The 24787-nt window shown below is 66.3% G+C and carries 15 protein-coding genes, 1 other RNA gene and 3 pseudogenes; 8 read left to right on the forward strand and 11 right to left on the reverse strand.

What is annotated here, in order from left to right; genetic code table 11:
- Nucleotides 1–85: 85 nt before the first annotated feature.
- A pseudogene (locus ACFY1U_RS02210) lies at nucleotides 86–805 on the forward strand (DMT family transporter); the annotation flags it as partial.
- 118 nt (nucleotides 806–923) lie between these two features.
- An RNA gene (gene rnpB / locus ACFY1U_RS02215) (RNase P RNA component class A) lies at nucleotides 924–1328 on the forward strand.
- A 336-nt stretch (nucleotides 1329–1664) separates the two neighbouring features.
- Here rnpB and ACFY1U_RS02220 read toward each other — a convergent pair.
- The 5 genes and pseudogenes from ACFY1U_RS02220 to ACFY1U_RS02240 all read right to left on the reverse strand — a co-directional run.
- Entirely contained in the window at nucleotides 1665–4646 is a 2982-nt protein-coding gene (locus tag ACFY1U_RS02220) for a type III restriction-modification system endonuclease (protein ID WP_390692237.1), read from the reverse strand.
- Nucleotides 4647–4663: 17 nt separating this feature from the next.
- Nucleotides 4664–6523, reverse strand: coding sequence for a site-specific DNA-methyltransferase (locus ACFY1U_RS02225; RefSeq protein ID WP_390692238.1), 1860 nt, complete (start codon nucleotides 6521–6523; stop codon nucleotides 4664–4666).
- Between the two features lie 140 nt (nucleotides 6524–6663).
- Nucleotides 6664–7434 (reverse strand): DUF4391 domain-containing protein, encoded by a 771-nt coding sequence (locus ACFY1U_RS02230; protein ID WP_390692239.1) that lies wholly within the window; start codon nucleotides 7432–7434, stop codon nucleotides 6664–6666.
- Entirely contained in the window at nucleotides 7431–10667 is a 3237-nt protein-coding gene (locus ACFY1U_RS02235; RefSeq protein WP_390692828.1) for a helicase-related protein, read from the reverse strand. Before ACFY1U_RS02235 ends, ACFY1U_RS02230 begins: the two co-directional genes overlap by 4 nt.
- A 219-nt stretch (nucleotides 10668–10886) precedes the next feature.
- Nucleotides 10887–11045: pseudogene (locus ACFY1U_RS02240) on the reverse strand (IS110 family transposase); the annotation flags it as partial.
- A 4-nt stretch (nucleotides 11046–11049) separates the two neighbouring features.
- On the opposite strand from ACFY1U_RS02240, the pseudogene ACFY1U_RS02245 reads away from it, so the two are divergent.
- A pseudogene (locus ACFY1U_RS02245) lies at nucleotides 11050–11412 on the forward strand (DDE-type integrase/transposase/recombinase); the annotation flags it as partial.
- 386 nt (nucleotides 11413–11798) lie between these two features.
- Here the strand turns inward: ACFY1U_RS02245 and ACFY1U_RS02250 are convergent.
- Together ACFY1U_RS02250 and ACFY1U_RS02255 are read right to left on the reverse strand one after the other, a co-directional pair.
- Nucleotides 11799–12374, reverse strand: coding sequence for an HD family hydrolase (locus ACFY1U_RS02250; protein WP_390692240.1), 576 nt, complete (start codon nucleotides 12372–12374; stop codon nucleotides 11799–11801).
- A gap of 13 nt (nucleotides 12375–12387) precedes the next feature.
- Nucleotides 12388–13503, reverse strand: a complete 1116-nt coding sequence (locus ACFY1U_RS02255; protein ID WP_390692829.1) for a helix-turn-helix domain-containing protein — start codon at nucleotides 13501–13503, stop codon at nucleotides 12388–12390.
- A gap of 122 nt (nucleotides 13504–13625) precedes the next feature.
- Between ACFY1U_RS02255 and ACFY1U_RS02260 the strand changes: the two genes are divergently transcribed.
- The 5 genes from ACFY1U_RS02260 (at nucleotide 13626) to ACFY1U_RS02280 (ending at nucleotide 16972) form a co-directional block, all read left to right on the forward strand.
- On the forward strand, nucleotides 13626–14258 hold the full coding sequence (locus ACFY1U_RS02260; RefSeq protein WP_390692241.1) for a hypothetical protein: 633 nt from the start codon (nucleotides 13626–13628) through the stop codon (nucleotides 14256–14258).
- Nucleotides 14251–14619: a DUF6415 family natural product biosynthesis protein gene (locus ACFY1U_RS02265; RefSeq protein WP_390692242.1), complete on the forward strand. Its 369-nt coding sequence runs from the start codon at nucleotides 14251–14253 to the stop codon at nucleotides 14617–14619. Before ACFY1U_RS02260 ends, ACFY1U_RS02265 begins: the two co-directional genes overlap by 8 nt.
- Before the next feature lie 127 nt (nucleotides 14620–14746).
- Nucleotides 14747–15865, forward strand: a complete 1119-nt coding sequence (locus ACFY1U_RS02270; RefSeq protein WP_390692243.1) for a radical SAM protein — start codon at nucleotides 14747–14749, stop codon at nucleotides 15863–15865.
- On the forward strand, nucleotides 15862–16074 hold the full coding sequence (locus ACFY1U_RS02275) for a hypothetical protein (protein ID WP_390692244.1): 213 nt from the start codon (nucleotides 15862–15864) through the stop codon (nucleotides 16072–16074). The genes ACFY1U_RS02270 and ACFY1U_RS02275 overlap by 4 nt, the downstream gene beginning before the upstream one ends.
- Before the next feature lie 88 nt (nucleotides 16075–16162).
- Nucleotides 16163–16972: an aminoglycoside phosphotransferase gene (locus ACFY1U_RS02280; protein WP_390692830.1), complete on the forward strand. Its 810-nt coding sequence runs from the start codon at nucleotides 16163–16165 to the stop codon at nucleotides 16970–16972.
- A gap of 262 nt (nucleotides 16973–17234) precedes the next feature.
- Here ACFY1U_RS02280 and ACFY1U_RS02285 read toward each other — a convergent pair whose 3' ends face one another.
- From ACFY1U_RS02285 to ACFY1U_RS02300, 4 genes are all read right to left on the reverse strand, one after another.
- The gene (locus tag ACFY1U_RS02285; RefSeq protein ID WP_390692245.1) at nucleotides 17235–17753 is read right to left on the reverse strand and encodes a hypothetical protein; all 519 of its coding nucleotides are present in this window, start codon (nucleotides 17751–17753) and stop codon (nucleotides 17235–17237) included.
- A gap of 196 nt (nucleotides 17754–17949) precedes the next feature.
- Nucleotides 17950–19374 carry a DUF6177 family protein gene (locus ACFY1U_RS02290; RefSeq protein ID WP_390692246.1) on the reverse strand — a complete coding sequence of 475 codons (1425 nt, stop codon included), beginning with the start codon at nucleotides 19372–19374 and terminating at the stop codon, nucleotides 17950–17952.
- A complete protein-coding gene (gene eccCa / locus ACFY1U_RS02295) occupies nucleotides 19371–23381 on the reverse strand; it encodes a type VII secretion protein EccCa (protein WP_390692247.1) in 4011 nt (1336 codons plus the stop codon). Before eccCa ends, ACFY1U_RS02290 begins: the two co-directional genes overlap by 4 nt.
- Nucleotides 23378–24787, reverse strand: coding sequence for a type VII secretion protein (locus ACFY1U_RS02300; protein ID WP_390692248.1), 1410 nt, complete (start codon nucleotides 24785–24787; stop codon nucleotides 23378–23380). The genes eccCa and ACFY1U_RS02300 overlap by 4 nt, the downstream gene beginning before the upstream one ends.

A 24787-nucleotide genomic window follows, 5' to 3' on the forward strand; every position in this document is an offset into this window, starting at 1 on the left:
TGCCTCGGCCGATGCTGTCCGCATGACTGCACGCGGCTGGTTCCTGTTCTCCCTGATGGGAGTGATCTGGGGCATCCCCTACCTGATGATCAAGGTGGCGGTGGACGCCCCCCTGTCCCCCTCGATGGTTGTATTCACGCGCTGCGCACTCGGCGCACTCCTCCTGCTCCCCTTCGCGATACGACAGGGCGGCCTGATCCGCACCGTCCGCACCCACTGGCTGCCGATGCTGGCCTTCGCGTGCATAGAGATCATCGGCCCGTGGTTCACGCTCACGGACGCGGAACGCCACCTGTCGAGCTCCACGGCCGGCCTGCTGATCGCCGGCGTGCCGATCGTGGGTGTGGTGCTGGCCCGCTTCTTCGGCGACACGGAGCGCCTGGGGCTACGGCGGATGACGGGCCTCGGACTGGGCCTGGCGGGCGTAGGCGTCCTGACCGTCCCGCACCTGACCAGCGGCGACGCCCGCTCGCTCGGGGAGGTCCTGCTGACGGTGCTGGGGTACTCGACGGCACCGCTGATCGCGGCACGCTGGCTGAAGAACGTCCCGACCCTGCAGCTGACGGCCCCGTGCCTGGCCCTGGCGGCGGTCGTCTACGCAGCACCGGCGGCGGCGACCTGGCCCTCGACCGTCCCCTCCGCCTCGGTCCTGACAGCCCTGATCGGCCTGGGAGCGATCTGCACGGCACTCGCCTTCGTTGCCTTCCTGGAACTGATCAAGGAGGTCGGCCCGACCCGCGCGACGGTGTTCACGTACGTCAACCCGGCGGTAGCGGTAGCAGCGGGAGCCGTCTTCCTGAACGAGCGCTTCACTCTGGGCATCGGGATCGCCTTCACCCTGATCCTGGCGGGCTCGGTCCTGGCGACGGCGGCCTCCGGTCCGGCGAAGGGCGGACGCCCGGTAGCATGGTCCACACGGCAGACGAGCCGGGCGGACGGCCGCGTGGAGTCCCCTTGAGGGGCTCCCCGAGGAACGTCCGGGCTCCACAGGGCAGGGTGGTGGCTAACGGCCACCCGGGGTGACCCGCGGGACAGTGCCACAGAAAACAAACCGCCCAGCGCTCAGGCGCTGGGTAAGGGTGAAACGGCGGTGTAAGAGACCACCAGTGCCCAGGGTGACCTGGGCAGCTAGGTAAACCCCACCCGGAGCAAGGTCAAAAGGAGCGCCGTAAAAAGCGCTCTGCGGAGGCGTTCGAGGGCTGCTCGCCCGAGCCCCCGGGTAGACCGCACGAGGCCGGTGGCAACACCGGCCCTAGATGGATGGCCGTCTCCCCGGCTGCCGCGAGGCGGCCGGGTGACAGAACCCGGCGTACAGCCCGACTCGTCTGCCGCTGGGGTTCTGACTTTCCGGAAGTTCCCGTAATGCCTGCGACTCGAACCTGCGCACACAGCTCCGGAGGCCGATTAGCTCTCAGGCGACTTTGCTGGTCAGACACTGCAGCTGCGATGCCAGCTAGGGTCTGTCCGCAGGTAGTCCACGGGATCCTCACCACCGCTTCAGAGGATAGGGTGGGGCATTACCGGGACTCCGTACCCGCCTTCGATCTGGCGCTTTACGCGAGATAGTTGGCTGCCCCGCAAACACCTGCTGGCCGTGCTACGAACAGCCACCCCGGCTTCGACTGTGCCCGTGCTGGGACGACGTGTCCCAGCACGGGCGTCACTCATGCGGTGAACGTCACGTGGCGCCAGACGTCCGTCTGCTCGAAGGTGACATTCGTGCCGAGGGCCTCGAAGTGTTTGTGTCCACACTTGATCTTTCCCCGCTCCTCCGGACGGAGGAGGCTCTCCTGCTGGGTGCCCTTGGTCTCTATCACCAGGTAAAGGCGCTGCTCGCCGTCAGGAAGGCGACGCACGATAGCCCAGTCCGGATTGTATGTGCCGAGCGGCGTCGGGACTTTGAACCAGGACGGGAGCTTCGCGTACACCTCGACGTCGCTCGCCGACTCCAGATCCTCGACGAACTTCCGCTCGGTCTCGGAGTCGTAACGGACTTCCTCGTAGACGCTCTTCGCCGCAGGCGCCAAGTTCTTGCCGAGATAGCCGTGCAACTCCTCGGTGAGGAAGAGCTCCTGGGCGTAAACGTCGCTCTCCCCGAGCTTGACGTACTTGATTCCGTCGACAAGCGCCGCACGCCGAGCCTCCGTGATCTTCTCGGCTGCGAGGGATACAAACTCCTGCGGGTTGCGCTGGAAATCCCGGAAGCGGCCACTCTCAGAGAGGATCCGATGGATGGTGCGTCGGGTCAGCTTGGTCTGCTCAGCCAGCTCGCCCAGGATATCTGGCAACGGGATCTCTCCCTGATCGACCAGCTGCGGGGCCGAGGTTGCCGCAGCGCCGGTTTCGATGCCACGCTCGCTTATGGACAACGTTGTTGATGTCCACACCATTCGAGCAGGCAGAATTGGACGGGCCTCCTTTAGAGCCCCAACTGCGTCCGCGATCAGCTTCTCCGTGTCGAAGTCCACCCGGTAGGTGGTCCTCTGCTTAATGCGGTTCCACAGTTCGTGGAACTGAGGGTTCTCGAAGATCTGCTTACGGACCTTGACCGTGCGTCGTTCGTCCCGGTCATTGACGGTGATGCCCTTGGCGCGCTGCTGGAGCCGTTCCACCACTGCAGTCTCCAGGCCGACGAACTCTTCAGGCAGCGTAAACGTGTCCTCTGCGAGAGCTTGTTGGAGCAGCTGCGCGTCGATCTTGCCGTTGCTCTGGATGTAGCCAGCGTCCTGCAAAGCAGCGAAGAGCCGCAGCGAGCCCTCGCTGCCCAGGTGCTTTCCGTCACCGTCGGGAAGGAGGAGGCTGGAGAACTGATGCGGCTCGATTCGACCAAAGCTGACCTTGGCGTCCTGCTCGTACTCGGTCTGTAGAGAGGTGGCGAACTGCTCCAGGCTCTCAGTTGCCACGACCGTAAGGGTGTTTACGTCGAAGCCGTGGAGCCTCTGACCCTCTTGATTCACAGCAAGACGTAGACCGCGACCGATGGTCTGTCGACGCTGCCGCTCGGTTCCCATCTCGCGCAGGCTGCAAATCTGGAAGACGTTCGGGTTGTCCCAGCCCTCTCGGAGTGCCGAGTGGGAGAAGATGAACTTCACCGGCTCGTCAAGGCTGAGCAGGCGCTCCTTGTCCCGCATGATCAGGTCATACGCGCGCTCGGCGTCCGCACCGTCCTGGGCCGCTCCCTCCTTGATGTCCTTTGGCTTTCCCTTGGCATCGCGAGCGAAATAGCCCTCGTGGACGGCGCTCGGCTCGGAGTCGAGATCTACCCCGCCGAAGAGGGTCGAGTAGCGGGGGTTACGCTGGAGCCGCGCATACTCCTCTTCGAAGATCTTCGCGTACTCGCCTGGGATCGGGGCGCCATCTGGGTCCTCGGCGCGGTAGCGGTCCACCCGATCGATGAAGAACAAGCTCAGCACCTTGATGTCCCTGGAGCGAAGCTCCAGTTCCCGATCAAGGTGCACTCGGATGGTCTTGTTGATCAGATGCCGTGCGCGCTCGAGCACCGGGATGTCGCCGTAAGCCTCGCCTTCCCTGAGGTACTCGTCGATTCCGCCGCCATGGATCTGGATGAACCCCGGCTCACTCCTGCCACGGCTCTTTGTGACGTCGCCGACCAACAGGCCCTCGTAGACACGGTTGTTGGTGATCGCTCCAAGGTCGCTTCCGGGGTTGACTCTCTCCGTCCGGCGCACGACGCGCCCAGACCTCATCACGTCGACTTCTACGGTCGCCGTGTAGTCGTCTTTGCGTGTGCTGACCTTCTCTAGGCGGACGTAGGGGCGGCCGTGCGCGTGCTCGACGGTACCGCCGGCCACCTCGATCTGCTTGACCAGTCCCGCCTGGTAGGCGTCGATGGCGTCCAACTTGTAGACCATGTTGAACACGTCGACATGCGTCGCCGAGTAGCGCAGGCTGAACAGCGGGTCCATCGTGCGCAGCGCCTGCCGACCCCGGCCCTGGGGACCGCCGTCCACGCTCTGAGGCTCGTCCACGATGAGGATCGGCCGCACCTGCTTGATTAGCTCGATTGGCGCCTCGCCGCCGGTCCGCTCACTTGGCTGATAGATCTTCGCGGTCGCCTGCTTGTTGATCGCAGCGGCTGTCACGATCATCAGCTCGATGTTGGAGCTATAGGCGAAGTTCCTCACCTGGCCCAGCTGCGCCGAGTCATAGGGGAAGTAGTGCAGTGGGGTGCCGTCGTAAAGGGCCTTGAAGTGGTCCTCCATGATCTGCAGCGACTTGTAGACGCCCTCCCTGATCGCCACAGACGGCACGACAACAATGAACTTAGTGAAGCCGTAACGCTTGTTCAGCTCGTAGACCGTGCGCAGGTATACATACGTCTTGCCGGTGCCGGTCTCCATCTCGATCGTGAAGTTCAGGTCGCGCCCGTCCGCCAGGTTGGACAGCGAGGAGAGCGGCAGACCATTACGCTCCTGGACCTCGTTCAGGTTCGCGTGCAGCTGATCAGGAAGAATTCGCAGCCGGTTCCCGACGCCGGCCGCGGGCGTGAACAGGTCGTCGTTGGCTCCGCTGACAGTGAAAAGGCTGTGTCCGCTCTCCTGCCCGTGGAATAGATCGCACACGGCATCCACGGCCGCCTTCTGATGCGGCAGCTCGGAATCGAAATGAAGCTTGGGCTTTTTCATCCTGACGTCCCCTCGGCTCACAGGCTCTTCACGACGAAGGGAGACTCTTGCTGTTCAAGGATTGCCACGAGGTTCGCCTTGGCGACGTCGTCGGCGAAAGCTGCGTCCTTAAGGAAGACCGTCACGTCCGCCTCAGGTTGCAGTTCGTAACGCCAAGCAATGATGCCCTTGGCGATTTCCTCCGAATTACTTGCATCAATTGAACCGGAGGGGGGAAGGCAGGCGAAGAGTAGGCCCCCGCCAGTCGCGAATACCTGGACGCCAGCAAACACGCGCGACTTCACGGACGAAGCAAGATCGAGCCCCTGACTCAGCAGCAACTCGAAAAGAACGTCCTGCTCCGCACGCTCTTCGCGGATGTTATCGATCTGCTCGAACGCTTGCTGCTCAAAATCTTGCCGGGAGGTATCCCAACGAACAATATTTCCTGCGCCTAGTGAGAATGACCGAAAACCGGTGTCCGCCGTACTAGAAATGCTGGCGGCAGCTTGCGAGGACGACCGCAAACGAGCACGAGTGATGTCCGCAATCGTGGGGAAGTCGCCGAATCCCGTCGGCTCCGGAAGCTGAGCAAGAATAAAGCGGCGGTTTCCGGGTCCTTCAGAGTTGGACTTCAGTACCGCCTCACCCGTTGATCCGGATCCCGCAAAGAAATCCAGGATGATATCTCCCGGATTACTGCCGATGCGGATCAGTAGACGGAGGAGATCTACAGGCTTGGGCGTATCAAAGATGGACTTTCTCCCAAATAGCACCTCCAATTCGCGGGCTGCATGCTGATTAAATGGCATATCCGGGAGGATTGAAGGGGTTGTCATGCCGTCCTTAGCCTCGGAGCGGTACAGTTTCCGCATAGGGGTAGTGGCTGTGCCATTAACACCCCAATAAAGGCGCCCATCAGCCTGCAGTCGCTCCATTTCTTCCTGTGAATGGCGCCAGCAAGTGCCTTGACGAGGGTAGACCACCTCTCCGGTATGCGGGTTAGTTAGGCCATAGTGAAGTGAGGCAACGTCGCGCCCGCCTTTGGCGTTAGCCGTCGTATCAATTTTACGGAAGGCGCCTCGCGGATCCGGGCCACCCGGCTCTCGAAAAACCTGGTACTGCGCGTCTGCCTTGGCCGTGCGCGGCATGAGGTTGAAGCGCTCTTCGGCTAGTGTTCGGGTCGAATTGGGCGCCAGCGCCTTCCCGTACACCAAGATGTGATCGTGCACGGAGCCAACAGTTCGATCGTTGGGGGCGCCATCACGCTTCCGCCAGATGAGGTCGATGACAAAGCAATCACCACCGAAGATCTCATCGCAGATAAGGCGAAGGTTAGCCACCTCGGTGCTATCAATAAAGATGAAAATTGCTCCGTCTTCGCTTAGGAGCTGTCGAGCGAGGAAGAGCCGGGGGTACATCATGTCCAGCCAGGCGCTGTGGTAGCGCCCAGAGGTCTCGGAGTTGCTGCTCAGTCGTGTTCCATCCGCGCCAGTCTGGCCTGTGAGCTCAAGGTAGTTCTGGATGCTGTCCTGGAAGCTATCCGGGTAGATAAAATCTTTGCCGGTGTTGTATGGCGGGTCAATGACGATGAGCTTGACCTGGTTTGCATAGCTCTTTTGTAGGAGCTTCAGAACCTCAAGATTATCGCCCTCGATCATGACATTCTGGGTGCTGTCCCAGCTCAGCGATTCATCCGGGCGCGGCAAAAGGGTCGCTGTGCTCGGCTTGAGGGCGATGCGACGGGCGTTGCGCTTGCCGAACCAGGTCAGCCCGAACTTCTCGTCGCCGTCATCGACGACGTCACCAAGCAGCTCGCGCAGCGCGTCAAAGTCAACCTTGCCCTCTGTGAAGGCAGACGGGAAGATCTTCCGGAGCTGTTCGAGGTTCTCTGCCACGAGATCCTTGGAGTGGGTCTCCGGGTCCCCCGGCTCAACCGTGTGCATCGTCACCCTGATCGTCCCCTGCTTCACTACGGCACCGCCCTGCTCGCCCGGTGCCCTCTTCTATGACCGTGGTCTTCGTACTTGCTGCGTTGCTACGCCAAGTGCAACGTATCTTGCACCACCGACAAGGCGACCCTCTTCGCCTTAATCTGGTCCTGTAGCTCGATCCTTCGTGGGATCTGCTTCTCCTTCTTGATCTGGGCAACCAACTTGTTGATCTCTGTCTCGAGTCGGCTGTTCTCCGTCAGGGCCGTGAGCTGGGCCTGTGCCGCATCCAAGGTGCCCGCGAGCGCAAACTCTCCGGTTACCGCAGCGACACGCAAGGCAACCGTACAGACCAGCCATCCCTCGTAGACCGTGCTGAGGTCGCTGCGCGGTTGCCGGTCGAGCTGCAGTGCGCTCAGGAAAGCATCGGCCACAGCCGCGGGGACGTCCCCAAGGGAAGCGGTCACAGGCGGGCTGTCCAGTGCGACATCGCCTTTGCGCACGTGTGACATGCGCTTCAGGGCAACCGATACACGCGGGCCGGACTCCAGCTCGCTGACGAGGAGGATCGGGTACGGCACGGCTCGATGGACAAGCTCTTCCAAGCGGGTGAGCTTGGTCCCGGTCCGGGCCCGGAGAGACATGACGTGGAGTTCCGGAACGCGTCGGCTGCCGTCCGGAGCCGTGTAGGCAGGAATTCCCACGGCATCAGGGCGTATCGCGGCGGCCCAGCACAGGGCATCGATGCCTTCCTGAAGCAACCGCCGATCACCGGCACTGAAGTCGGAGTGCGCTTGCAGCTGGGTCTTCGGTACTCGGACATCCACGGCACAATCCGCAGGCAGCCGAAGCGCGTCGACCACGTCGTCCGGGGTCATTGCCGGGCTTCCTGACCGTGGTGTGCAGCTGATCCGACTGGTTCGGCGCCGACACGGGGCAAAACGGCAAGAAAGGCGAGCACTTCGAAGTCATTGGTCCCGGCGAAGCCTCCTGCCGCAGCAGCCTGGGTGCCGTCCAGGCTGAACAGACTGGCGATAGCGCGTTCCTCCGCCTTGCCGGTGATGGAGCGTACAGCGGCAGCGAGGGCCTTACGGGCCGCTCCCATGTCGGCGCCGCGCCGGGTCCGGGCATCGAATAGCGCGGTGAGCTCCGGGTCAACTTGACTCTGCTCGGCACTGACCTTGCGCACCCGGTCAAGGATGCGTTTGGCTTGGGTGTGGCTGAGCTGCACCACGCCCTCCTCCCCGACATGGATGAGGTAGTGAGGGGCAAGTGGGTCGCCGGCCTGCACCGCCCGATCAGCCGCCTGTCCTTCGGCACGTAGGCAGAAGATCAGTCCGGGCGGGGTGTCGCCGTCGCTGTCCGCGACCGCGTGTACCCCGAGTGGTTCCACATCCAGCTCGCCGGGGTGCCGCTTGGCGTAGTCGGCGAGGTCGATGCGCAGATCGGTGAGAGTGAGGTCGGCGATAGACACACCGGTCGACAGGTCCTCTAGGTCGAGGACGGAGTCCTGGAGCTTGAGAAGTTGTGCGCGCCGGTACTCGAGATCGTTCATGGGGTCGCCGGCGCTGGTCTCGATGACGTTCTCTTCCCCAGTGGCGGAGATATCGAGGAGCACCATGCGTCCCGTGACTCGCTGCTCGAGGCCGATGTACTCTTCCAGGTCCATTTGCGGCCAGAAGTTAACGAGCTGGATGCGAGCGCTGCGCGAACCGAGACGGTCGATGCGGCCAAAGCGCTGGATGATGCGCACCGGGTTCCAGTGGATGTCGTAGTTCGCAAGCCAGTCGCAGTCCTGCAGATTCTGGCCCTCGGAGATGCAGTCCGTGGCAATGAGCAGGTCAAGCTCGCCTTCTCCTGCCAGGTCGTCCGGGCGCTGCTTCGAGCGCGGAGAGAACGCAGAGAGGATTCCGGGAAGATCGCGGCGCAGCTTGAGTGTGGTGCGGTTACTCCCGGTGCCCGTCACCAGGCCAGTCTCGACGCCGAGTTCGGCCCTAGCCCATTCGGCGATTTCTTCATACAGGTAGGCGGCGGTGTCCGCGAAGGCGGTGAACACAATGGCTTTGCGGTTGCCCGGGTTGATGGGATTGCGAACCTTGTCCGCGATCAGCTGCTTAAGGCGGCCCAGTTTCGCGTCACGCTCCGGGATCACCTGCTCGGCCCGATACAGCATCGCGGTGAGGCGTTCGCGGTCCTCCAGAAGGTCTTGGCGCCAGCGGATCAGGTCCATGTCCGCGATGAGAACCTTGATCTTGCCGCCACCGATCGCCAGCTCGTCTGAGCGAACGTCGTCGTACTCCTCCTCGTCGAGGGAGTCGGGGCGGTAATAGGTCTCGTGGCGGTCGATCGCACTCAGGTGCGCGTCGATGCGCTCCAGCTGTCGACCCACTGTCAGCTGGAAGGAGTGAACGGAGCTCTCCAACCGCTTGAGAATGTTCACCCTCATCAGGTTGACCAGGCTCTGCTCTCGGTCGGTCTGCTGGAAACTACCCTTGCCGCTCTTCAGACGGGTGGCGTACTTGTCCGCGTACTCGGCCCGCTTGTCGGGTCGCAGGTACTGCATAGGCGAGTAAGCGGCCAGATTGAGCTTGCGGATTTGGTCGTTGAGTTCGCCGATGGCGCCGAAGTCGCCCTGCGTGTCGATCTCCGACTTCACGTTGAGCGGTGCAAGACGCTCGGGGAATGAGCCTGTTTCGGCGGTGCCGTAGTACTTCTCGATGTGCTTGCGCGAGCGGGCGATAGTGAGCATGTCGAGTAGCGCAAAGTAGTCGAAGCCCAGCATGTCCACGAGCTGCGCCGCCGTGCGCTGCTCTGGGCCAAGTTCCTGCCACCGATTGAACTGGCGCTGCGCGACGCGGACAGTCTCGGCGATGCTGGCGATGCCGTACGGCGCCAAAGCCGTGTCGTCACTTTCAGTGGCGAAGGCGATCTGGTTGCGTAGGTCCGCGAGCCGGTTATTTACGGGCGTCGCGGAGAGCATGAGGACGCGGGTCTTCACCCCCTCCTGAACGATCTGGCGCATCAAGCGGTCATAGCGCGTTTCGCCGTTCTGCTTCGGGGAGTTGGCGTTGCGGAAGTTGTGTGACTCGTCGATGACAACCAGGTCGTAGTTACCCCAGTTGATGTGCGCGAGGTCGATGTCACCCGATCTTCCGGACTCGCGGGATAGATCAGTGTGGTTGAGCACATCGTAGTTGAAGCGGTCCGGGGCGAGGAGGTTTCGTCGGTCGTTCGCCGTGTACATCGTCCAGTTGTCTCGTAGCCGCTTCGGGCAGAGCACCAGGACACGATCGTTACGCAGCTCGTGGTACTTGATCACGGCTAGCGCCTCGAAGGTTTTTCCTAGACCGACGCTGTCCGCGACGATGCAGCCGCCGTAGCGGTTCAGTTTATCGATGGCACCGATAACGCCGTCCCGCTGGAACTTGTAGAGCTTCCCCCAAACCACGGTGTCGCGGATGCCGGTCTTCGCGTCGATGACCGTGTCCTCATCCAGCTCCCCGCCAGCAACGCTGAACAGGTGGTGGAGCATGAGGTGGTAGATGCGCTCCGGATCGCGGTAGCGCCCGAGGGCGCGCATCTGCTCCAGTAGCGGGCCTGTTTCAGGAGAGCCAGGGGTACTCTCCCACATCGCCTCGAAGAGGGCCGGGGCGAGAGCAGTCGCCTCGCTCTCGTTCTCGGACCGCAGGATCGACGTGTACGGGTTGCCGGGGGTCAGGCCGAGACCAGCGCGATCAAAGCCGAAGGAGCCCTGGGCCAGCGAAATCACTTCGCCGGAGGCCGCTCGGGTAACCAGGACGCCTTGGGGAATGGAATAAGACGGCGCATGACGCACCTCAGCCCGCCGCGCCAGCCACTCGGCGCACGATGCGGCCAGATAGCGGGACGACAGGCGATTGCGCGCTGCGCGATCGTGCTCACCGCCCAACAGATGCAGATCGGCGCCTACGCTCGGGAGCAGGAGGCGAGCCTCTTCCAGCTTGGCCAGCTCGTCACGGAGCTCTTCGAAGGCGTACACAGAGAAGGTCGGCGAGGTGAGATCCATTCCACCGCCCGGCTGCAGACTCGGCCGCACCGCATCGATCAACCGGTCGTTACCTCGGTTGCTCACGACCTTCAAGGCGTCCCCCCTCCAGACGCTGGTCCGCCCAGCGCACTCGATGCGGAAAAGTTTAGTGCCGACTGCTGATCCACTACGTGCACGATGCCCGTATAGACGCCCTGCCCAAGGGCTGGCACGGTCGTTTGGCCTTCGCTAGTGCGGCACTCCACAAGCACGGCCTTGAGCACTGAGTACAGGTAGGTGGCCCATCTGGTCGTCTTGGCCGGGTCAGGCTGGTGTGGCTGCACCTGCCGTTGGCGGCGTGGTTGTGAAGAGGCGGTTGTCGCGAAGAAGGGCCCACAGGACGCCGACGCGGCGGCGGGCGAGGGCGATGACGGCAGGTATGTGCTTGTGGCCCTCGGTGCGTTTCTTCAGGTAGTAGGTCCGGTAGGTCGTGACCGGGGTGGACGACCATTCCCGGCACTGCGTGATCGCATCGGTGGTCGAACGGGCGACCGGGAGGGCGGCCTGTGCGGCCTTCGTCCGGGCCTTGCAGCCGTTCGGGATGCCGGAGGAGGTGCTGACCGACAACGGCGAGCAGTTCACCGACCGGTTCGGGCAGGGTGGTGAGGTGTTATTCGACCGGATCTGCCGGGAGAACGGGATCGCGCACCGTCTCACTCAGCTGGCATCCTCGACCACGACGGGCAAGGTCAAGCAGTTCCATCAGACGCTACGGCGCGAATTCCTCGACGATTGCGACGCGTTCGAGAACATGGAGCAGGCTCAGGCGGCGCTGGATGCGTGGGTGGAGGCTCCTGCCGGCGACGTCGTCGCCGCCGACCCGAGCGACGAGGTCGCGCACGGACGGGAGCCCTGCTCGCAAGTGCAGATCGTGGAGTGCGGCGTTCACTACCTTCCCCGGCCCCTCGGGCAGATTCGGTCGCCTCAGGGTGTCCACACCGCCCTGGGACGCCATCGGCCAGGGTGCGCTCAGCGAGACGATCGGGTCTCTGATCGCCACGGGACTCGTGGCCGGCGGCGGTTGGTTGACCTGGAGAGTGCGCCGCCGGCGCAGGGGTAAGGCGACCCCGCACACCGTCGAACCCCTGTCGAGCCCTGTGCAGCACGACCGGATCCAAACCTGAGTCCGTGCCCGTCATCGGCTCCCGGACCCGCTCTGGCCGCCAGCCGCCGTTTTCACTCGCCAAGCGCCGCGCGCAGCCAGTCCAGTGAACCTGTCTCCAGCACAGCGTCAGCGAGCGCCTGACCCGCCTTGGTGGTGATCCGGCCCCGGCTGTTGTCGATCCACCGCTGAGCGTTGGCATAGCCCTGGTCCCGGTACTCGACGCCCTGGATCATGCACTCCAGCTTGTCGGCGTCCCGCGCGCAGATTGCTTCCGGGGACTCCTTGGCCTCGTACTCGGCGACCAAGTCACGTACCGCGTCGGCCAGGAGCTCGGGCATACCGGCAACTTGGTCGGCGGTGATGTCGCGGGGGTCGGCGTCGCCGCCGCTGTACTTCTTGCCGAGGTGGTTGACGTCCCCGGTGCGGGTCTCCTGGGAGTCGTGCCAGACGGCAAGGAACGCGGCCCGGGCCGGGTCGGCGCCCTCCAGTTTCGCGATGATGGTGGCGATGAGGGCCGTGCGCCACGAGTGCTCCGCGACCGACTCGGGGTGCTGTACGCCGGCCATCCACCATCCGGTGCGAGCCGTGTTCTTCAGCGTGCCCGCCTCGTACAGGAAACGGGCGACCGCGGTCAGGTCCTCGGACACCGTGGGGCTCCTCTCACGCCTCGGCGAGGCGGATCGCGTACCGGATGCTTTCCAGCTCCCGTCGTCCGCGCAACGAGAGCTCCCGGCTATCCAACATCACGGGGAGCCGATCGCGAAGGGCCCTAGCTGCGGCACCCGAGCGCAGCAGGTGGGGGCGGATCTGCAGCAGTGACCAGAGGGTGTGGATGTTGAGGTCGACGTAGCCGTGGTGCGGCGCCAGTCCTTGGACGAGGTGTACGAGGAGCTTGTCGCCGGGCCAGGGCCTTGGTGTGCGGTTGGCGATGAAGTCGTCCGACAGCTCCGTGTGCTGCATCTCGCCGACCCAGTAAGCCCAGTAGTTCAGGTTGGCGGCCTCGCCGGCTTCGTCGTCCATGAGCGCGGTGTCGATGAAGTGGCCCATGCGGTCGTGGTCGCCTTGCCGGGCGGCGACGGCCGCGACACTGCGAGAGTTGAGCCAAAGGGTCAGCCAGTCGTTCGGTCGCTCGGTGCGTTGTTGGTGGGCGAGCCAATCCGCTGCATCGGTCCGTGTGTCGTAGCCGGAGAGATAGAGGGCCTGGCGACGTAATAGGAATTGGCCTTCGCCGCGCGCCTGTTCAACGGTGCGCCGCATGGTGGAGAAGAACGCTGTGCGTTCCGGTTGGCTGAGCTGAGGGCCGGTCGGTGCGGGGCCGCGTCGGGAGCGCGGTGGCTGAGGCAAGTCCCGGATGGTCTGCGGCGGTACGCCGTTGAGTGGCCAGGCCACCACCTCGCCGAGGTCTCGCTGCATCACCATCGCGCCCAGCGGGCTTTCCTCAACCGGGACGTCGCAGTCGAGCACGGTCGACAGCAGGACATCTGCCTCCAGAGCGTGCTCGAGAGCTTGAAGGAGCGCGGACGGGGTTCCCATCTGCATCAGTCGGTGACGGTGCATGAGCATCTGACCGACCGGGACGGCGGTCAGCGGGCGGCGTCCTGTCTCCCAGCCGGCGATGGTGTCCATGGAGACTGACAGGTGCTCGGCGAGTTCCTCCTGTGTGTAGCCCTGCTGCTCCCTGACAAGGCGCAGGACGTACCCCGAGATCAGGCCGGAACGCGGTCGCGTCGGGGTTCCCGTACTGCCGGTCAGGGTTTTTCGTGAACTTGGCCGCATGGGGTGTCCGTTCCCGGGGTTCGAGTGCAAACCACCTGTACTCACAGTCACTTCAGCCTGTGATGTCGGAAATCTACCGTCGTAGCTGTCCCTGACTGAACGTAATAGGGAGGCAGTTGCTCATGGACCTCGATAGCTGCACAAATAGCTCGAACGTGTCATCTCGGACGGCGATGTCGCCCGGTCGCCTGCACCGAGTGGTGAGGAGAGAAAGCGGACGCACAACGCTGGATACGGAAAACGAAGTGGTCGCACGCAACCGCGCCGATCACCAGCTGGACGTCACCCAATGGCTTCTCCAGGCTGCCGATGATCCAGCCCGGGCGCGGGCTGAGTGGCAGACCATGGACGTTGCCCTCCTGCGCTGTGGCGTCCAGTTCTCTGCTATTCGTGTTCCGGCCCACGTCGTGTTCGCGGCTGCCCGTAGCGAGGACCGCACCGGGGTCGACGATTACCTTGAGGCAGCCCTGTTCGGCGGTCCGGTATTCCTTGATCGGCAATCAGGGCGGTACTACTGCCTGGTCCGGGCCGAACCGTGTACGCCCTGGCGGGTCCCAGATACGGCCTGCCTCGTCGCAGGGAGCTATCTCGGCGTCCCGCATCCGAGCATCGACTCGAGCCGATACCTGGCCCGATCGTTCTGGTGTGTGCCGCCGGACCGCCCCCAGGCCGTCTGCCAAGTCGACGCGGTGGCACAGATGGTCAACCTGGGCCGCTTCCGTTTGGCTGCGGAGAAGGAGCAGTCCGGTGCCTGAAGGCCGGCTGCTCGACTTCGATCTGGTCAGCCAGGCCTGGGCCGAGGCCTTGGAGCTGACCAGTGGGCTGCCCGCCACGGTTCCAAACCGGGCTGAGGTGGACGCGTTGACGCGCTATTTGCACAGGCACGTGGAACTGCTGGCCGCCGAGCTGGAAGCGGCGATCGAAGGGCAAGAGGAGGACACCAGCGACCGCGAGACCGCGCGTTGGCTCCTCATTCGCGCTCGCACGGCGCTCGATGACGAGCCGAGCTCGGACCATCGAACGGCCGCCGTCCACATGGAAGACCTCGCCCTGACCTGCCGGGCTCTGTACGCGCTGTGCCACCAACAGTCCAGCGCGCCCGTCCTCAGCGGTTAGCGCCCGCGAGCCCCGGTGCCAGCGACGCTCCTGGCCAGCCCGAGAGGGGCATGAGCCCACCCCTCTCGGCAGCGGGCAGTGGGGTCGCTTCTCAGGCTCCTGCCCACGTGACATGTGAAGGAACGCCATGCACAGCTTGCTCGCCAGCCCCTTCATGGGGCAGTACCTGCTTCTGCGGCCCGGCCATCCTCAAGGCATCCAAATACACCAGTCGAGCTACGAGGAACTGCGTGCCGCTGCTGCCGAAGGCCACGCGGCCCCGGCTTGGCTGCATGCCGCGGCCGCCGAGGCGTGGGGGACGACTCTGCCAGAAGGCGGCCTCTCCGCTGTGATGCTCGTCCGTGAGCCGTCGCCGTACGGCTTCGTGAAGGCGTCATGGGAGATCAACCTCGGGTGCGACTACGACTGCGGCTTCTGCTACCTCGGCGAGAAGAGGTTTGCCGGCCTGCCGTGGGAGGACAAGAAGCGCCTGCTGGAGATGATGCGTGACGCCGGTGTGTTGTGGCTGCAGATCACCGGCGGTGAGGCGCTGATCGACCCGCAGTTCGCTGCGGCCTACGAATACGCGCACGAGCTGGGCCTGATGGTGCAAGTGTCGACGAATGGATCACAGCTTCACAAGTTCGCGGTCCGTGAACTGTTTGCCCGATACCGGCCGTACCGGCTGACAGTGAGCCTCTACGGCGCGACCGAGGCAACGTACGAGGCGGTCACCCGCAACCGCGGCGCGTGGAACCGGTTCACCCGCGGCCTTGATGCGGCACGTGAGGCCGACCTGCCCGTACGCCTCAACGTGATCGTGTCCGACGCCAACGAGCACGAGTTGGACGCCATGGTGCGGCTCGCCGAGGATCGATGGGGCTTTCCGCAACAGGTGTACTCGAGTATGTCGCCGACGATCGATGGCGAAGCGAACCCGCTCGCCGCGCAGGCCGCCGGTCACCTGCGGCCGCGCAGCATCTTCCAGGGCTGCAACGCCGGTCACACCTTCTTCCACGTCAATCCGCACGGCATCGCATCCGTCTGCAAAGTAGGCCGCGATCCGAGCGTGAACCTCATGACCGAAGGCCTCGAAGGGCTTCGTCTGCTCGGCACAGTCGCCGAGTCCCTACAGCTCCGCACCGGTGGATGCTCCGGCTGCACGAAGGCCGCGACATGCAGGACGTGCCGACCGCTGGCGAGGCTCTACCAGGAGGCGGGGGACAACCGATCGCTCTACTGCCAACACGGAGGCTACGGATCATGACTCCACCCACCGCAACGCCAAGCCGACCTGAGCCGGTGATGGTCACCATCGGGCGCCGCCCGGCTGTGACCGCGACCAGCATCCTGCCCGTGCCCGTCCAAAATCCGGCGATCAGCAGGGGTGAGTTCCGGATCATCGGCGACGTGGACAGCGAGGTCGCTCAGGCAGCTGGGTGTAACTGCTCGGCCGGCGACGACAACCCGTACTAGACCGAGTCTCTGCCTTGCGCTGTCCCGGCTTACGCTGGCCGGGGCAGCGTCCCGCCCGCTCACCACCCGAGGAACCGCGCCCGTGTCCATGCCTCGCGTCGCCTTTGATGATCTTCCCCTCGCTGCCCGTCAAGGGGTCACCATCCACACGGGTCGGATCACAGCGACCAGTACCGTCGGCGGTGGCATCAACAGCGCCATCGCTGCCCTCCTCGACACCGAGACCGGCATCGTCTTCGTCAAGGGCATTCCAGCCGACAACCCGCAAGTCGCCTCACAGAAGAGGGAGATCGCGGTCAGCCCCTATCTGCCTGCGGCCTGCCCGAGACTGATGTGGCACGTGGAGGCAGGCGGCTGGGTGCTCCTCGGCTACGAGGCAGTCGATGGCCGCCACGCCGACTACACCAACAACGACGACCTCACAGTCGTCGTGGCCGCGCTCGTCGAGTTGCAAGAGGTCACTGCACCGGGTGACGTCCACCTGAAGACGGCGGTGGAGCGGTGGGGGAAGTACGCCAAGGAGGGGCAGGCAGGGCTGTTCGCTGGGACAGCCCTGCTGCACACGGACTTCGCGCCGGACAACGTTCTGATCGACAGCGGTAGGGCCCGCCTGATCGACTGGGCCTGGCCGACACGGGGCGCGGCGTGGATCGACCCGTTCATGCTTGCGCTGCGGATCATTGAGGCCGGGGCGACAGCCGCCCAGGCGGTCTCCTGGGTGCAGCGCGTTCCGTCCTGGCACGAGGCCGATCCCAAGGCGCTGGGCGCGTTTGCAGCTGCCGTGGCTGAGCTGTGGCGGGAGATCGCCGCCGAGGACCCTGCCCCTTGGAAGGTGGCGATGGCCGGCCACGCCGCTCGGTTGAAGACCTACGTCCTCGTCACACGGTGGGCGTCCTAGCCGTCACGGAATACGTGGCTGTCCCCGGCGTACAGCCCGACTCGGGAGCCGACCACGCCAAGATCCAGATCTAAAGGTGCAACGGCAGCGCAGCAGTGGGTCCTGCATGACGACGGCTCCCTGCGCGTCCTCGGCCGGTGTGGGAGCTCGCGTCGTCCAGGCAGAGCGTGCCCCCCGAGGAGGTCTTCACTGCGGAGGGCAGCGCGGTGTGAGTTGTCTACTGGCAGTTCGAAGAGCGCTTGTTGCTTGCTGGCCGTGTCCCTCAGGAGAGGTGTGCGGCTGCGGTCTTGTACGAGGCGGCCTGTGCGGGCGTCAGGTAGTGCGAGACGCGGATGAGGACCATGTCGTGGACGTAGTCGTACTCGGTGAGTGCGGGCATCGACTTGGTGACTGCCTGGATGTATTTGGCGCGGGCTGTCGCGTCGGCCGAGCTGCCGAACACCTCGATGGCGCCGCCGCGTTCGACGTCGCCCTTCTCTGTACCGGTCACGTCGGCCGCCTTGATCCTGCTGTCCGTGAAGGTGACCTTCGACGTGTACTGGTTCGGCCGGCCGAGGAGGTGGTTCGGGTCGTTCTCGGCCGTGACCGTCCCGGACAGCTTCGCGGAACTGACCTTGCCCGAGATGGAAGCAAACGCAGTGCTGGCGGTGAGCGGCTTACTCGCGGGGGCACCGGGTTTCTGCGACGAGCTCGAGTCGCTGTTGGACGTGCCGTTGCTGCATGCGGTGAGTCCCGTGAGGAGAGCGGTGGCGAGCGCGGCGGTGGCGAAGGTTCTGTTCATGCGGGCGATCATGGACGCCCGGCGCGTGATGGGTGGGCGGCGTGGCGCAATTGTGACGGGCTGTTCGGATTGCACGAGCGTCAGTTCCCCGGGTGCGGGTGAGTAGCACCGTCCCGTGTCTACGGGATCGGCGGGCTCGTGCGCGGCGGGCCGTTCACGGCCACTCTGAAGCCATCCAAAACCCAGCGGCCGGATGCTACGCCGAACTGGCAACTCCTGGGCCGTTCTTGAGGTGGACGGTCAGGCTCTGAAGTGCTGTCCACGCTTCGGCGTCGTGTCCGTCGCCAAGCGGGTAGTGGAGCGCCGGATAGCTGGGCGACCCGAGCTGCCGCGGTTTCGTCGCAAGGGGTGGGCGGCGCGCATGAGTGAGGCCGATGGCGCGCACGTCCCGCGGGCCCAGGGTGAAGGACACCGGAAGAGGTGGCGCTTCCAGGTGGGCGGGCAGGGTGAGGTCGGTGCGGCCGTTGCGGAGAGTGGTGAGCATCGTCGTCAGGCCGTGCGAGCTGACGAGCGTGGCGGCGAGGGATTCCAAGGCGGATAGGGGGATTTCGGCGGGTGTGGCGTAACCGAGCGTGAGGGCCGTGTCCTCGGCGACGCCTGCCGTGGTGCGGGTGATGCGGTGGGTGGCGATGGCCGGGTGGTCGGAGTTGCCGATCGCGATGAGGTGGGTCGGGGACGGAGCTCGGTCGCGGGCTAGGTCAGTCAACTGGCGTGGGGACCAGGGGAGGTTGACGGGTTCTGCCGTGCCCCAGCCCGTGGGTGCCGCGCCGGTGAGGTGGCGCCAGGCGGTTTCGAGAGCCCGGCCGAGTACGAGGTCGGCGTCGGGCGCGTGCACCGTGCGGAACGAAACCGTGAGTTGCCGCTGCTCGACGGGTGTGCTCGCTGCCGTGAAGGCGTCGGCGACCGTGGTGTCGGTCGGCGTGAACGTGCCGTCCCGCCAAGCGAGTCGTACGCCGGAGAGGCCGTCGTAGTAGCCGCCCGCAGGGTCCTGGATCACCCAGCGGTTGGGTGCACCGCCCAGTGCGGTACGCAGCGGCAGGGTGAGGCGGACGTGGGGTGGTGTGACGAGGTGGAAGGCACGGTTCGTCTGTGCCGTGGTGCGGAGGAGGTCCGACAGCCAGGCGGAGAGCGGGACGAGTGGGCGGTCGGCCAGGACGACCGCGGTCGAGTCGGTCAGGACGTCGACTATGGGGAGTGGCGAGGGGCGTGTCTGCGGCCGCTCGTCCGTCGTCGAGTCGTCCGGGATCGGGACGTGCGCCGTGTGTGCGGCGCCAGGCGGCCAGCTGGTTCCGCCGAGCAGCATCGTCAGGCGTCCGCAGACGGACCCGGCCAAGGCTTCCGCCTCACGTATGGCCGTGGAGGCGCGGGTCTCCGTCCACCAGAACGGCAGCTCGGGCGCTGTTACTTGGGGGCCCAGGAGGCGTTCGGCCTCGCCGGGGACGTGGACGAGGACCGGCGCCTCGACCGAGACCAGCGGGCGCCCGCCTGTCGTGCACAGCTGCAGGACCGCGCCGTCGTCCGTGGCGGTCAGGCTCAGCTCGGGGCCGCCTGCGTGCAGGCCGGCCAGGAGTGAGCGGGTGTCCGGCATCTTCGGGGTGAGCGCGATGACGTCCTTGGTCACGCGGGGGTCTCCATCGGGTCGGTCTCCTCTGTGAGGGCCGTCTGGATCAGCTGGTGGCGGCGGCCGCGGCGGACCAGGGTGCCTCGGCCCGGCGGCTGCGGGGAGGCGTACAGGCCGGGGAAGAGTTGGCCCTCCGTGCGGTCGCCCGTCATCACGAGGGCCGTGGCGCCGGTCTCGCGCAGCGTCGTCAGGAATGGCTCGTACAGCGCGCGCGAGGCGCCCGCGACGCGTCGGGCCACGACGAAGTGCAGTCCGATGTCCTGGGCCGAGGAGATGTACGGCAGGAACGGGTCAAGGGGCTGCTGGCCGGCGGCGGTGAGGATGTCGTAGTCGTCGACAAGGATCACGATCCGGGGTCCGGTGAAGGCCGGTTCGTCACTCAGCACGTCGGGATCGGCGGCTTCCGGGAGTCGTTTCTCCAGTTCCGTCGCGATGCCGGTGGCGAGGGCGGCGGACAGTTTCGCGTTGTGTGCGTAGCCGCCGCGGTACGGCTCCGGGATCACGCCGCGCAGGCCGCGCCGCGGGTCGAAGATGCCGAAGACGAGCTCGTCGTCGCCGTATCGGTCCACGAGCGAGCGAGAGACGAGCTTGAGGAGGTTGGTCTTGCCGCATTCGTTGTCGCCCAGGACCAGTAGGTGCTGGTCGGTGCCGAACAGGTCGAGGACGGCGGGGGACAGGGCCTCCTGGTCGACGCCGATCGGTATCGCGTGCGGTACCTCGGCGGTGGAGGGCAGGCGTTGCGCGGGCAGCCGGGTGGGCAACACCCGTACGGGGGCCGCCTGTTCGCCGTGCCAGGTGGCGCGCACCGAGCGTACGGCGTCCTCCAGGGCCGCTCCCAGGTCCGTGGACTGGGCGAGTGCGTCGAGGCGGGGCAGGGCGACGTGCGCGAACAGCTTGCCGTCGGTGAGGGCGCGGCCGGGGGTGTCGGCCGACAGGGTCTCGGAGAGTTTTCGGTCGACGGAGGAGTCGGCGGGGTCGTTGAGGCGCAGTTCGATACGGCTGCCGAACATCGACTGGGTGGCGATGCGGACCTCGTTCCAGCGCAGCATGCCCGCGACGACGTGGATGCCGTAGCCGCTGCCGCGCTTGAGGAGGTCGGCGACGGCGTCGTCGAGGTCGGCGAACTCGTCGCGCAGCGCGCCGAATCCGTCGATGAGCAGGACGACATCCGTGGAGCCGAGTTCGGGCAGCTCGCCCTTCGCGCGCAGGGTGCGCAGCTGGTCGACGGAGTCGATGCCGTGCTCGCGGAACACTTGCTCGCGCTCGGCGAGCATGGTGCGTACCTCGGCGACCGTGCGGGCGGCGCGTTCGTGGTCGGCGCGTCCCGCGATCCCGCCGACGTGCGGCAGGCCGGACAGCGCGCTCAGACCGCCGCCGACCAGGTCGAGGCCGTAGAGCGCGACGTCGTGCGGTGTGTGGGTCACGGCGAGGGACAGGGCCAGGGTGCGCAGCAGGGTCGTCTTGCCGGACTGCGGGCCGCCGATGACGGCTGTGTGCCCGCCGGCGGTGTTCAGGTCGTGCACCCACCGGCCCTGCCACTGCCGTGCCGGGTCGTCGAGGAGTCCGAGGGGAATCCGCAACGGGCCTTCTGTGCGGGTTAGTTGCAGTCCGTCCGCTGATGCCTGCACGGGTCCGGCTGCTGCCGTCAGCGTCACCGCGTCGGGTAGCGGCGGCAGCCAGATCCGCCGTACCGGTCCGGCCGCGTCCGCGAGCTGGTCCACCACGGTGGACAGCACGGTGGGCCCGCTGTCGCGCTCGCGCGGCACGGCCGCATCGCCGTTTCCCGCCGTCGGCCCGGTCGGCGTCTCCAGCGTGTTGTACGGCGGGTACGGCCAGGCCAGCGGCTCGTCGTCGGCGACCGCATCGCGCTGTACCGGCCCGCGGTAGGCGCCGGAGACGAAGCCGGCCTTGAAGCGTGTGTACGTGGATGTGTCGACCTTGAGATAGCCGAAGCCCGGCAGCGGGGGCAGGTTGAAGGCGTCGGTGGTCTCCAGGACCGTGCGCGACTCGTCCGCCGAGAAGGTGCGCAGACCCAGCCGGTACGAGAGATAGGTCTCCAGGCCCTTCAGCTTCCCGCCCTCGATGCGCTGGCTGGACAGGAGTAGATGTACGCCGATGGAGCGGCCGATCCGGCCGATGGAGAGGAACAGGTCGATGAAGTCCGGCTTCGCGGTGATCAGTTCACCGAACTCGTCGATCACGACGAACAGGTGCGGGAGTGGTTCGAGGTCGGGGCGGGCTGTGGCGCGCAACGCCCGGTAGTGACCGATGTCGGCGATGTGCCCCGCGTCCTTGAGGACCTGCTGACGTCGCTTGATCTCACCGGCCAGCGAGGTGTGCACGCGCTCGACGAGACCGGCCTGGTTCTCCAGGTTGGTGATGACGCCCGCCACGTGCGGCAGGCCCGTGAACGGGGCGAAGGTTGCGCCGCCCTTGTAGTCGACGAGCACCATCGCCAGATCCTCGGGCGGATGCGTCGTCACCAGCGCGAGCACGAGACTGCGCAGCAGCTCGCTCTTGCCGGAACCGGTTGCGCCCACGCACAACCCGTGGGGTCCCATGCCCAGTTCGGACGACTCCTTCAGATCGAGCAGGACCGGTTCGTGGCGGTCGTCCAGCCCGATCGGCACCCGTAGGAAGTCACGCTCACCACGCGGCGACCACTGCCGGGCCAGGTCCAGGGCGGCCGGGTCGCCGATGCCGAGCAGTTGGGGGAAGTCGACGGGGCCGGACACCGGTGTGCCGTCGGCGGCCGACTCGGGGGACAGGCGCAGTGGCGCCAGCATCCGGGCCAGTCCTTCGCCGCCGGCTGCGCTCACCGGGTCAAGCTCCCCCGAGACTCGTACGACGTGCTCGCCCCGCAGGTCATCGACCGTGACCCGGTCCCCGTCGACAGTGATCCGCACGGCGACCTGATCGGGCTCGTGCACCTGCTCGGCGAGCAAGTGCACAACCGTCACGCCCATGTCGCCGAGGGCAACGGCCGCGTCCGGGCGGGGCAGTTCGGCCGCGTTGTGTCCGTAGTCGTCGCTTACGACGAGCAGCCGGCTGCCGAGGCTCAGCGCGGTGCGGTCGGAGAGGCCGCGGCGCACCTCGGCGGCGTAAGAGGAACGCTTCTTCAGGTCGCCGGCGACGACCCGCGCCAACTGAGCGAGATCGGGTGCGATGCGCCGGGCGGCCACCGGCCCGTCCAGCTCGTCCGGATGCAGGACGTGCGGCAGCCACTTCGCCCACTCCCACTCCGCCATGTGCTCGCCGGGCACGCCCAGTGCGAGCGCGACGTCGTCGGGCGCGTGCGTGACGGCGGCCTGCACGAGCAGTGCCCGGGCGACGCGCAGGACGCCCTCGCGGTCGCCGATGAGGCTCACGTTGCCCGCGCGGTCCAGCGGCACCGTCAGCGGATGGTCGGTCGTGGTTGCGAACCGGGCCTGTAGCGCCCGCGCCTCGTTGAGCATGAACGGGTCCGGCGGCGTGAGCACCCCGCTCGCCGAGTTCTGTCCGACCACCACGTCCTGTACGGGTACGTCACCCACGCCGACGCGTAGTTGAAGGAAGTCGGCGTCCGTACGTCGTCGTTCCCACAGCCGCGCCGGATCGCGCACCAGGTCGTACAGCGCCGACGGGGGAGGGTTCAACTCCCGTGCGGCCTGCCGCCGTACGCGCTCTGCCGTGCCCAACTCCTCGCGGAGTTCCTCCAGATATTCCAGATACCGTTCGCGCTGCACTCTCCGCTGTCGCTGTGCCTTGCCGCGCTGTGACAAGAACAGCGCCACGGCCCCGAGCAGCGCGATGACGAGCACGACCGCGCCGAGGCCCGCGAACTGGCTGGAGCGGATGACGGTCATCATCACCACGGACGACATGACACCGGCCATCGGCAGCAGGGCCGTGGCCGCGGTGCCCATCTTTCCTTCGGGCAGGTTCGGCGGCGGCTCGATGGTGCGCGCCTCGGCCGCGGGCAGCGGGCGGGTGGCCCGGGCCGGGCGGTGGACCAGGTGCTGCGTCATCGGACTCGCACCGCCCGCTGCAGCGCCTGGGCCGCGAGCTGCGTGGCCGCGCGGCGCGTGCCCGAGCCGAGCAGCTGGGTACGGATGGGTCCGCCGGCCGCGAGATGCCGGTCGTAAGGCAGGTGCACGATGGTGACCCCTGTTTCGCGCAGATGCGCTGTGGCCGTCTTCAGGTCGAGGTTCTGGTCGGGTGTGCCCGAGGTGAGGGCGACGACGGTGGACGCGAGAGCCTCGTGCGGCAGTTGGGCGAGCCAGTCGAGAACGACGCGTGTCCCGCCGACGCCCTCGGCGGTGAGGGGGGCGACGACCACGCGGGCGTGTGCGGTGTCCATCGCGGTACGGGCCACTTCACCGGGCAGGGTCTCGCAGTCCACCAGAGTGACGGAGAAGTAGCGGCGCAGCGCCAGCGTCACCGTGCGGTAGGTGCGGATGTCCAGCGGAGGGCCGAGGCGTCCCTGGCTGGCGGGCAGCAGCCAGCCGCCGTCCGTGACCGGCACCAAGTACCCCGTGATGTCGGTGAGTTGCATCTGGGGAGTGAGGATGTGGGCCAGTTCGGTGCACGACCAGCGCACCGACTCGGCGCCCAGTCGCACCGGCAGTGTGCCGAGCGCGGCGTCCGCCTCCAGGGCGAGCACCGGGTCGTGCCGGTAGTGGTTGAACGTACGGGCGAGCAGCGCGGTGGTCGTCGTTTTGCCGACGCCTCCCCGGATCGACGTCACGGCGATCACCCGGCCCGTGGTGACCGGCTGCTGCAACTCCCGCCCGATCCGGGTCTCCTCGGCGACCTCCTGGGAGGCCGACGAGGTCAGCCGCCGGATGGTCTGTCCCGTCCGCCGCGCTATGGAGTCCCCGTGGGACGGCTTCCCCAGCGCGAGTGCGAGGCGCGGGTCGATGGTGGGGAGGGATTCGGGGGTGGGGAAGGGGAGGGCGGGGCCGGCGGGGCGGTGACGGACGACCGGCCTGCCGCTCGCCGCTGGTGGGGCGGAGGAGGGCCTGGCGGTCGGGGCGCTTTGCCCTTGGGGGTTCCGTGCAGGCACGGGCGGGGCGGTGGCGTCGCGGTACGGCGTGGTGTGGGGAGGATCGGACACGGGCTGGGGGAGCTGTTCGGCCGGCCGGGGCGGGTTCGTGGGCGGATGTGGCGGTATGTCACTGGGGGTTGCCGAGTCGGTCTGCGGGGGAGTCGGTTGCCCCGGGTTGGGGCGCTGTTCGGCGGGGTGACGGACCGGGAGCGGGGCTTTGACGCCCTCTCCTTCCCTCAGGCTCGCCGTAGCACCGGGCTCAAAGCCAGCGCGCTCCGAGGCGTCGTTCGCGTTGGCCACGGTTTCCGGACCGACCGGCGTCGGCGCGCCGCCTCGCAGTTCGCGCAGCACCTCGTCCTGCCAACCGCCGCCCTGAGCACTGGTCAT

Origin of the sequence: Streptomyces sp. NPDC001351 (assembly GCF_042896045.1) — a bacterium.
In the GTDB taxonomy this organism is placed as follows: domain Bacteria; phylum Actinomycetota; class Actinomycetes; order Streptomycetales; family Streptomycetaceae; genus Streptomyces.